Source organism: Dinoroseobacter sp. S375, assembly GCF_049800775.1.
Lineage (GTDB): Bacteria > Pseudomonadota > Alphaproteobacteria > Rhodobacterales > Rhodobacteraceae > Dinoroseobacter.
The window spans coordinates 448,372-457,288 of the sequence record NZ_JBNAFR010000002.1; the positions used below are offsets into that span (position 1 = coordinate 448,372).

8 protein-coding genes are annotated in these 8,917 nt (G+C 63.0%); 6 read left to right on the top strand and 2 right to left on the bottom strand.

The genetic code is table 11. The annotated features are described in order from the left end of the window. Positions 1 to 581 precede the first annotated feature (581 nt). Positions 582 to 773, bottom strand: coding sequence for a hypothetical protein (locus tag ACP150_RS07015; RefSeq protein ID WP_424965855.1), 192 nt, complete (start codon positions 771 to 773; stop codon positions 582 to 584). Between the two features lie 246 nt (positions 774 to 1,019). Here ACP150_RS07015 and ACP150_RS07020 point away from each other — a divergent pair, with 246 nt between their 5' ends. Continuing rightward, positions 1,020 to 2,099, top strand: a complete 1,080-nt coding sequence (locus ACP150_RS07020) for an ABC transporter ATP-binding protein (RefSeq protein WP_424965856.1) — start codon at positions 1,020 to 1,022, stop codon at positions 2,097 to 2,099. Further along, entirely contained in the window at positions 2,096 to 3,061 is a 966-nt protein-coding gene (locus tag ACP150_RS07025) for an ABC transporter ATP-binding protein (protein WP_424965857.1), read from the top strand. Before ACP150_RS07020 ends, ACP150_RS07025 begins: the two co-directional genes overlap by 4 nt. 9 nt (positions 3,062 to 3,070) lie before the next feature. On the opposite strand, the gene bhcR is transcribed toward ACP150_RS07025, so the two are convergent. Next, positions 3,071 to 3,913 carry an HTH-type transcriptional regulator BhcR gene (gene bhcR, locus ACP150_RS07030; RefSeq protein ID WP_424965858.1) on the bottom strand — a complete coding sequence of 281 codons (843 nt, stop codon included), beginning with the start codon at positions 3,911 to 3,913 and terminating at the stop codon, positions 3,071 to 3,073. A gap of 200 nt (positions 3,914 to 4,113) precedes the next feature. Here bhcR and bhcA point away from each other — a divergent pair, with 200 nt between their 5' ends. From bhcA to bhcD, 4 genes are all read left to right on the top strand, one after another. Beyond that, positions 4,114 to 5,304 carry an L-aspartate--glyoxylate aminotransferase BhcA gene (bhcA, locus tag ACP150_RS07035; protein WP_424965859.1) on the top strand — a complete coding sequence of 397 codons (1,191 nt, stop codon included), beginning with the start codon at positions 4,114 to 4,116 and terminating at the stop codon, positions 5,302 to 5,304. Positions 5,305 to 5,311: 7 nt separating this feature from the next. Next, on the top strand, positions 5,312 to 6,286 hold the full coding sequence (gene bhcB / locus ACP150_RS07040; RefSeq protein WP_424965860.1) for a beta-hydroxyaspartate dehydratase BhcB: 975 nt from the start codon (positions 5,312 to 5,314) through the stop codon (positions 6,284 to 6,286). A 13-nt stretch (positions 6,287 to 6,299) separates the two neighbouring features. After that, the gene (bhcC, locus tag ACP150_RS07045; protein WP_424965861.1) at positions 6,300 to 7,463 is read left to right on the top strand and encodes a 3-hydroxy-D-aspartate aldolase BhcC; all 1,164 of its coding nucleotides are present in this window, start codon (positions 6,300 to 6,302) and stop codon (positions 7,461 to 7,463) included. Positions 7,464 to 7,580: 117 nt separating this feature from the next. Next, positions 7,581 to 8,573, top strand: a complete 993-nt coding sequence (gene bhcD / locus ACP150_RS07050) for an iminosuccinate reductase BhcD (RefSeq protein WP_424965862.1) — start codon at positions 7,581 to 7,583, stop codon at positions 8,571 to 8,573. Positions 8,574 to 8,917: the final 344 nt, after the last annotated feature.

The window sequence follows — 8,917 nt, forward strand, 5'->3', positions numbered from 1 at the left end:
GACTTCTGTCGATATAGACGCGGCTCTTGCGTATTTGAACCCAGCATACAAACAGCTCTCGTCGAGCGAGAAAACTGCACTTAACCAATTCGCGTTGGTTTGGACAGTTTTTGAAAGCAAAGTAGCCAGTTTCTTAGACTTAGATGATTGTAGGAGCGTTAACGCATCGCAACTGATTAAGTTTTCTCTAGCTTCGAAGCTTCTTGAAAAAAAACGGACGCTCCTTGCATATGAGTTTTGGCAGAACAGGTACTTGTGTGACGATAAGCCTACAAATGCCTTCACCCATCTCAGATTTCGGCGGAACGACAGATCGAATGATGTTCTATCTTGGTTGGGGAACAGTGCTGACGATCACGAGAAGCTTAGTGCTTGCCTGATCGTCACTTACAGGCTCCGTTGCAATCTGTTTCACGGTGTGAAGTGGCAGTACGGGGTCGCGAACCAAAAAGATAACTTCCATCATTCGACAAACGTTATGCTCGAAGCGTTGGGCGCTTCGACCAAAGCGGAAAACTGCGCATGATTGCTATTAGTATGCACGGCCTTTTGCCCCCTGAACCCGAGGCAGCGATGACCGCTCAGTGGATGGGCGAGAACCGCGCCAATCGGTCGAGCTGTGGCGCCATGGTGCACCATTCATCATCGGATGTGAGCACCCAGTGCACGTCGCCGGTCTCGGCGGCCACGATGATCCGTCCGGGATCGGTGGTCACCAGATCCGAGCCAATCAGGTTGAGGAACAGGACAAGGGCTTGGGTCGACAGGCACATGAGGGGCACTCCTTCGGCAGGTTCTGTGATGCGCGCCGGTCCCCCCGCATGGCGGCTTGAACGGACTATGCCACGGGACACCCGCCGTTGCGGGATGGCTTATGCTGCGCTGCGGCATCCGTCCGCAGGCGCAACGGGCCCTGCTGTCCCTGGGGCGCCAATTGGGCGCCTCTGCCCGGAAATGAGGCGCTTTGCGGTCCCCGCCGCCGCCAGACCCGCCCCCGAAACAGGAGCCCGTCGCCCCAAATGACCGAACCGGTTCTCTCGATCCGCAACCTGACCGTGGATATTCCGACCCGTTACGCGGTGCTGCGGCCCGTGGACAACGTCTCCTACGACATCGCCCCGGGGGAGATCCTCGGCGTGGTGGGCGAATCCGGGGCGGGCAAGTCCATGGCCGGGAACGCGGTGATCGGCCTTCTGAACCCGCCCGCCCATATCTCCAGCGGCGAGGTCTGGCTCAACGGCAAGCGCATCGACCAGCTGGGCATCGACGCCCTGCGCCGGGTGCGCGGCAAGGATATCGGCATGGTCTTTCAGGACCCGCTGACCTCGCTCAACCCGCTTTTGCGGATCGGGGATCAGCTGACCGAGACCATGCTCGCCCATTTGCCGATCTCCCGGGCCGAGGCCGATGAACGCGCGGTTGCCGCCCTTGAGGAGGTCGGCATTCCCGCCGCCCGCCAGCGGGTGAACAGCTATCCGCATGAGTTTTCCGGCGGGATGCGTCAACGGGTGGTGATCGCGCTGGCGCTCTGTGCCGAGCCGAGCCTGGTGATCGCCGACGAGCCGACCACGGCGCTCGATGTCTCGGTGCAGGCCCAGATCATCGCGCTCCTGAAGCGGCTCTGCCGCGAGCGGGGGACGGCGGTGATGCTGATCACCCATGACATGGGCGTGATCGCCGAGGCCGCGGACCGGGTCGCGGTGATGTATGCCGGGCGTCTGGCCGAGCTGGGCCCGGTGCGCGATGTGATCAGCCAGCCGAGCCATCCCTATACCCACGGGCTGATGGGCTCGACCCCGCTCGCCTCCAAGGGGCTGGCGCGGCTGCACCAGATCCCGGGCTCCATGCCCCGGCTCGGGCGGCTGCCCGAGGGCTGCGCCTTCAACCCGCGCTGCCCGCGTGCGGCGGATCGGTGTCGTCAGGACCCGCGCCCGGTCATCGGCGCGACGGAGCGGGCCGCCTGCTGGTATCCGATGGAGGGCGCGCCGGCCGCAGCGGACGCAACACCACCGAACGCAGGTGCCCGACACTTGCCCGACACAAGTCCGACAGAAGGCCGACCCGGAGCCGACGCGGGTTTGCAGGGAGGAAATCCATGACCGCGCTTGTCTCCGTCAAAGAGCTGAGCCGCCGTTTCGACGTCTCGAAACCCTGGCTGAACCGCGTGCTGGAGCGTTTGCCCAAAGCGATCCTGACGGCGGTCTCGGATGTCAGTTTCGATGTCGAGGAACGCTCTGTCTATGCCCTCGTGGGCGAGAGCGGCTCGGGCAAGTCCACCATCGGCAAGATGGTGGTCGGACTGCTCGGCCCCTCCGAAGGCGGCGTTGAAATCAACGGGATAGACCTCGCGCGCGAGACCGACGAGGCGGCGCTGGACGCGGTGCGCTCGGACATCCAGATGATCTTTCAGGACCCCTTCGCCAGCCTCAATCCCCGCTGGCGCGTGCGCGATATCATCGCCGAACCCGTGGCCGCCCGGGGGGGCGAGACGCAGGGACTCGCCGAGCGGTTGCTGGAACAGGTGGGCCTGTCCGCCGAGGATGCGGGTAAGTTCCCACACGAGTTTTCCGGCGGTCAGCGGCAACGGATCTGCATTGCCCGCGCCCTCGCCTCCGAACCCAAACTGATCGTCTGCGACGAGCCGACCTCGGCGCTGGATGTCTCGGTTCAGGCGCAGGTGCTGAACCTGATGTCCGACCTCAAGGATGAGTTCGGGCTGACGTATCTCTTTATTTCCCATGACTTGACTGTCGTCCAGCATATGGCGGACCGGATCGGGGTGCTCTATCTCGGGCGGCTGGTGGAGGAGGCGGATCCCGATACGCTGTTCGACACGCCGCGCCATCCCTACACCCAGATGCTGCTTGCGGCGGCGCCCAAGATGGATGGGTTCGGACGCGAGGTCGACCCGCCCCAAGGCGAGATCCCCGATCCGATCAACCCGCCCTCGGGCTGTGCCTTTCATCCGCGCTGCCCGATCGCCGAGGCCCGTTGCAGTGCCGAGCGGCCCAAGCTGCGCGAGATCGGCGGCGCGCGGGTCGCCTGCCATCTGGCGGGCTGAGCGGGCGGATTACTCGGCGGCCATGCGCGGCGCCTGACCGCCGATCCGGGCGGTGACCTCGGCTGCGGCGGCCCGCACGGCTTCACCCAGCCCGGGCAGGGCAGCGGCCGAGAACCGCGCCGACGGGCCGGAGACCGAGATGCCTGCCACAGGCTCCTGAAAGCTGTCATAGATCGGGGCCGCGACGCAGCACATGCCCTCGAACCGTTCTTCATTGTCGAAGGCCCAGCCCCGCGCCCGCGCCGCCGCGAGATCCGACAAGAGCGCATCCGGCGCGGTCAGGGTCTTGGCGGAGAACTGCTCCAACCCCGTGCGTCGCAAGAGCTTTTCCGTATCCGGCTGCGCCATCGCCGCCAGCAGGGCCTTGCCGATCCCGGAGGCATGCATGGGCCCGCGCGAGCCCGGACGGTGAAAAGCGCGGATCGGGTTATGGGTCTCGACCTGGCCGATGAAGACCACATGGTCGCTGTCGGCGATGCCCATATTCGCGGTCTCGCCGGTCTGTTCCATCAGGGTCCGCATCGTACTGCGCCCGACCTCCAGCAGGTTCGTGCGTTGCATGAAGCTCGACCCGACGCGAAACGCCTCCAGCCCCACGCGCCATGTCTGCGTGGCCTCGTCCATATCCACGTAGCCATGTTTCTCCAGCGTTGCGAGGACACGGTGCGCGGTCGAGGCGGGCATGCCCAAACGCATGGAGAGATCCGAGAGCGTCCCGCCCCCATCCCGGGCCAATGCGCTGAGCACCGAGAGCCCGCGATCCAGCGCCTGAATGGTGCTGGTCTGCGTTTCGGAAAACGGGTTTTTCGGGCGTCCACGGCTGCGTCGCTGGGGGTTGGTCGAGTCGGTCATGATCTCTCCGGTCTGGCTGTCTATGAGTATCTCGCAGTGAAAAATATTTTCAATACCGGGATGAAAACTTTCTTTGGAAATTGTAAAACCACATAAAAACATGGGTTAAGATGGATTTTTCCAAAAACGAAAAATGATTTCGAAAAAATTGGAAAAATAGAAAGCCCTGTCTATGTTGCTGCTCAAAGGAGGACTGCACCATGTTTGAGCAAAACCCAGTTTTTATCCCGGGGCCGACCAATGTACCGGACCGTCTGCGGCGCGCCATGGATGTGCAGACCCGCGACCATCGCTCGCCGGAATTCGGCGCGATGCTGCCTGCGCTCTTTGATGGCGTGCGCAAGGTGTTCAACACCAAGACCGCCGAGATCATCACCTTCCCTGCCAGCGGCACGGGCGGCTGGGAAGCCGCGGTGAGCAACACGCTCTCGCCCGGAGATACAGTGCTGATCGCGCGCTACGGGATGTTCAGCCATCGCTGGATCGACCTGTGCGAGCGCCATGGCCTCAATGTCGAGATCATCGAATGCGCCTGGGGCTCCGGTGCGCCGGCGGACCTGTTTGCGGCCAAGCTGGCGGCGGACAAGTCACATCGGATCAAGGCGGTCCTGGTGACCCATAACGAAACCGCCACTGGCGTGCGCTCGGATATCGGCGCGGTGCGGCGGGCCATGGACAGCGCCGATCACCCGGCGCTGCTGATGGTGGATTGCGTGTCGTCGCTGGCGTCGATGCCCTTCGATTTCGACGGCTGGGGCGTGGATATTGCCATCACCGGCTCGCAGAAGGGCTTCATGCTGTTCACCGGCATGTGCATCGTGGCCGTCAGCCAGAAGGCGCTGGATTACCGCGCGACGGCGAAACTGCCGCGCACCTTCTTCAGCTTCGACGACATGCTCGCGGCCAATGGTGCGGGGGGCTACCCTTACACCCCGCCGATCCAGTTGATGTTCGGCCTCGCCGAGAGCCTCAAGATGCTGGCCGAGGAGGGGATGGAAAACGTCTATGCCCGCCACTTCCGTCTGGCCGAGGGCGTGCGTCGCGCGGTCTCTGCCTGGGGGCTGAGCCTCTGCGCCGAGCGGCCCGAGCTTTACTCCGACACGGTGAGCGCCATCTACGTACCCAAGGGCTTCGACAGCAACGCGCTGACCCAGCACGCCTTCGACACCTATGACATCTCCTTCGGGGTGGGTCTGGGCGAGATGAATGGCCGGGCCTTCCGGATCGGACATCTGGGCGCGCTGACGGATGTGACCATGCTGTCGGGTCTGGCGACCATCGAGATGGCAATGGCCGATCTCGACTATCCGATCGAGCTGGGCTCCGGCGTGGCCGCCGCCCAGCAGTTCTACCGGACCACGGCGGGCGCAAGCCTCGCCAAAGCAGCGTGAGGGCGTGATGAAAGACACGATCGAACCCGCGGTGATCCCGACCTATGAGGACGTGGTCGCCGCCCATGAGCGGATCAAACCCTATATTCACCGAACTCCGGTTCTGACCTCGTCCTATTTCAACGAGCTGACGGGCGCGGAGCTGTTCTTCAAATGCGAGAACTTCCAGAAAGCCGGTGCGTTCAAAGTGCGCGGGGCCTCCAACGCGGTCTTCGGGCTGACCGAAGAGATGGCCGACAAGGGCGTCGCGACCCATTCCTCGGGCAACCACGCGCTCTCGCTCAGCTACGCTGCCGGGCGGCGCGGAATCCCGTGCCACGTGGTCATGCCGCGCACGGCACCCGAGGCCAAGAAAGCGGCTGTGCGGGGCTATGGTGGGATCATCACCGAATGCGAGCCCTCGACCACCTCGCGCGAGGCTGTCTTCGCCGAGGTCCAGGCCGCGACCGGGGCCGAGTTCGTCCATCCCTATAACGATCCGCGGGTCGTGGCGGGGCAGGGGACCTGCTCGCGCGAGTTGATGGAACAGACCGACGGGCTCGACATGGTGATCGCGCCCATCGGCGGCGGCGGTATGATCTCAGGCTGCTGCCTGACGCTCAGCAACATTGCCCCCGACGTGCAGATCATCGCCGCCGAGCCCGAGCAGGCCGATGACGCCTATCGCAGCTTCAAGGCCGGTCACATCATCGCCGATGATGCGCCGGTGACGATTGCCGACGGGCTCAAGGTGCCGCTCAAGGATCTGACCTGGCATTTCGTGTCGAACCATGTGTCCGACATCCTGACGGCCTCCGAGCAGGAGATCATCGACGCCATGAAGATCACCTGGCAGCGGATGAAGATCGTGATGGAGCCGAGCTGCGCCGTGCCGCTCGCCACCATTCTGAAGAACAAGGAAAAATTCGCCGGCAAGCGCGTCGGTGTCATCGTAACGGGCGGCAATGTCGACATGGACAAGCTGCCGTGGATCATGGGCTAAGGGGAGCCAGGTTATGAACGCAGAAACCAAATTCGCAGAGCTCGAAGTGGGCTACAACATCCCGGCGGCGATCGGGATGGACGAGGCGGACATCCAGACCCCGTGCCTGGTCGTCGATCTCGACGCGCTGGAGCGTAACGTGGTCAAGATGGGCAACTTCGCCAAGGAGATGGGCGTCCGTCACCGGGTCCATGGCAAGATGCACAAATCCGTCGATGTCGCTAAAATGCAGATGGAGCTCGGCGGGGCCTGTGGCGTCTGCTGCCAGAAGGTCTCCGAGGCGGAGGCTTTTGCCCGTGGCGGCATCAAGGACGTGCTGGTCTCCAACCAGGTGCGCGACCCGGCCAAGATTGACCGTCTGGCCCGCATCCCGCGTCTGGGCGCGCGCGCCATTTGCTGCGTCGATGACATCGAAAATGTCGCCGATCTCTCGGCCGCGGCAACCAAGCATGGCACACAGATCGAATGCCTCGTGGAGATCGACTGCGGCGCGGGACGCTGCGGCGTCACCACCACCCCCGCCGTGGTCGAAATCGCCAAGGCCATTGACGCGGCGCCGGGCCTGAAATTCTCGGGCCTGCAGGCCTATCAGGGCGCCATGCAGCACATGGACGACTACAACGACCGCAAGGCCAAGATCGACATCGCCGTGGCCATGGTGAAAGACGCCGTGGACACCCTGAAGGCCGAAGGTCTGGACTGCGATATCGTTGGCGGCGGCGGCACAGGGTCGTACTACTTCGAGGGCAACTCGGGCGTCTATAACGAGCTGCAATGCGGATCCTACGCCTTCATGGATGCGGATTATGGCCGGATCCTCGACAAGGACGGCAAGCGCATCGATCAGGGCGAGTGGGAAAACGCGCTCTTCATCCTGACCTCGGTCATGTCCCACGCCAAGGCGGACAAGGCGATCTGCGATGCGGGCCTCAAGGCACAATCCGTGGATAGCGGGCTGCCCTTCATCTATGGCCGCGACGACGTCACCTACGTCAAATGCTCGGATGAGCACGGTGTCATCGCGGACCCGGATGCCAAGCTCAAGGTCAATGACAAGCTCAAGCTCGTCCCCGGCCATTGCGACCCGACCTGCAACGTCCATGACTGGTATGTGGGCGTGCGCGGCGGCAAGGTCGAAGCCCTCTGGCCGGTCACGGCCCGCGGTCTGGCCTACTGATCCGGACCTCTGACAACGGTGGGGGTGGCACGCACCACCCCCCTCATTGTTCCTGAAATACTCCCGCCGGAGGCGTCCGACGCCCGAGGCAGAGCTGCCATCTGAGGGGAGGCACCCATGCTCAAGAAACTGGACACGGACGGGCTCGTCATTGTCACCGAAGAGATCTGCCAGAAGGTCATCGACCGCAATCTCGCCTTCACCGCCGTGCGCGACGTCTTCGGCGCCATGGCGCGGGACGACGCCTATAACTTCCCGGTGATCCGCGAAGCGATCGGCCATGAGGATGCGCTCTACGGCTTCAAATCCGGCTTCGACAAGGCAGGCATGGTGCTGGGCGTGAAGGCCGGCGGCTACTGGCCCAACAACATGTCCAAGGGCATCATCAATCACCAGTCCACGGTGTTCCTCTTTGACCCGGATACGGGCAAGCTCAAGGGGCTCGTGGGGGGCAACTACCTGACGGCGATCCGGACGGCGGCCTCCTCGGCGGTCTCCATCGACCAGCTTGCGCGCAAGGACGCCAAGGTGCTCGGCATGGTCGGCGCTGGGCATCAATCCACCTTCCAGTTGCGCGCCGCGGTCGAGCAGCGTGATTTCGAGAAGGTCGTCTGCTGGAACCCGCATCCGGACATGATCCCCAATCTGGGCAAGGTTGCGGATGAACTCGGCATCCCGTTTAAAGCCGTCACCCGCGAAGAGCTGGGCGCGCAATCGGACGTGATCATCACCATCACCTCGGCCTTCGAGCCGCTGATTGCGGCGGACTATATCAAGCCCGGCACCCATCTGGCCTGTATGGGCACGGACACCAAGGGCAAGCAGGAGGTCGACGCAGCCCTCGTGGCCAAGGCGACCCTCTTCACCGATGAGGTGGCCCAGTCCACGACAATCGGCGAGACCCAGCACGCCATCGCCTCCGGCGCGATTTCCGAGGCCGATGTCACGCCGATCGGGCGCGTGATCAATGGCGATCACCCGGGGCGGACCTCCGAGGACGAGATCACGCTCTTTGATGGCACGGGCGTTGGGTTGCAGGATCTGGCCGTGGCCGCCGTGGCCGCCGAGCAGGCCGTGGCAACCGGAGCAGCGCAGATCGTTTCTCTGTAAGCTGAGCGCAAACAATCCAGCGAAAGGCGGCAACACTGTTTGCCGCCTTTTTTCGTTTTCACGCGTTAACCATGTTTCTGCCCGTGTGGTGATTTACCGATGTTTTCCGACCTGATCGAATTGGGGCCAAAAAGGAAATATATTTCAGAGCGCTATGGGAATTGCTGCAAATGCATACCCGCGGAATGCCCGCTCGCAATTGCGTGATCGTTAACTTGTTGCTTGACCGCCGAGCAGCCGTGATTAATCTTGTTACAGTTTCAAGGTGATGGAGGATCGCCGCTGGACTGTGTGTTCTGAAGTAACCTGCCGTATATTCAGCGGCTTTTATGGTTGTCTTGATG

Excerpts from the sequence above, each read along its gene's own strand:
- ACP150_RS07015 (WP_424965855.1), bottom strand. The coding sequence starts at position 773 with ATGTGCCTGTCGACCCAAGCCCTTGTCCTGTTCCTCAACCTGATTGGC.
- ACP150_RS07020 (WP_424965856.1), top strand. The coding sequence starts at position 1,020 with ATGACCGAACCGGTTCTCTCGATCCGCAACCTGACCGTGGATATTCCG.
- ACP150_RS07025 (WP_424965857.1), top strand. The coding sequence starts at position 2,096 with ATGACCGCGCTTGTCTCCGTCAAAGAGCTGAGCCGCCGTTTCGACGTC.
- bhcR (WP_424965858.1), bottom strand. The coding sequence starts at position 3,913 with ATGACCGACTCGACCAACCCCCAGCGACGCAGCCGTGGACGCCCGAAA.
- bhcA (WP_424965859.1), top strand. The coding sequence starts at position 4,114 with ATGTTTGAGCAAAACCCAGTTTTTATCCCGGGGCCGACCAATGTACCG.
- bhcB (WP_424965860.1), top strand. The coding sequence starts at position 5,312 with ATGAAAGACACGATCGAACCCGCGGTGATCCCGACCTATGAGGACGTG.
- bhcC (WP_424965861.1), top strand. The coding sequence starts at position 6,300 with ATGAACGCAGAAACCAAATTCGCAGAGCTCGAAGTGGGCTACAACATC.
- bhcD (WP_424965862.1), top strand. The coding sequence starts at position 7,581 with ATGCTCAAGAAACTGGACACGGACGGGCTCGTCATTGTCACCGAAGAG.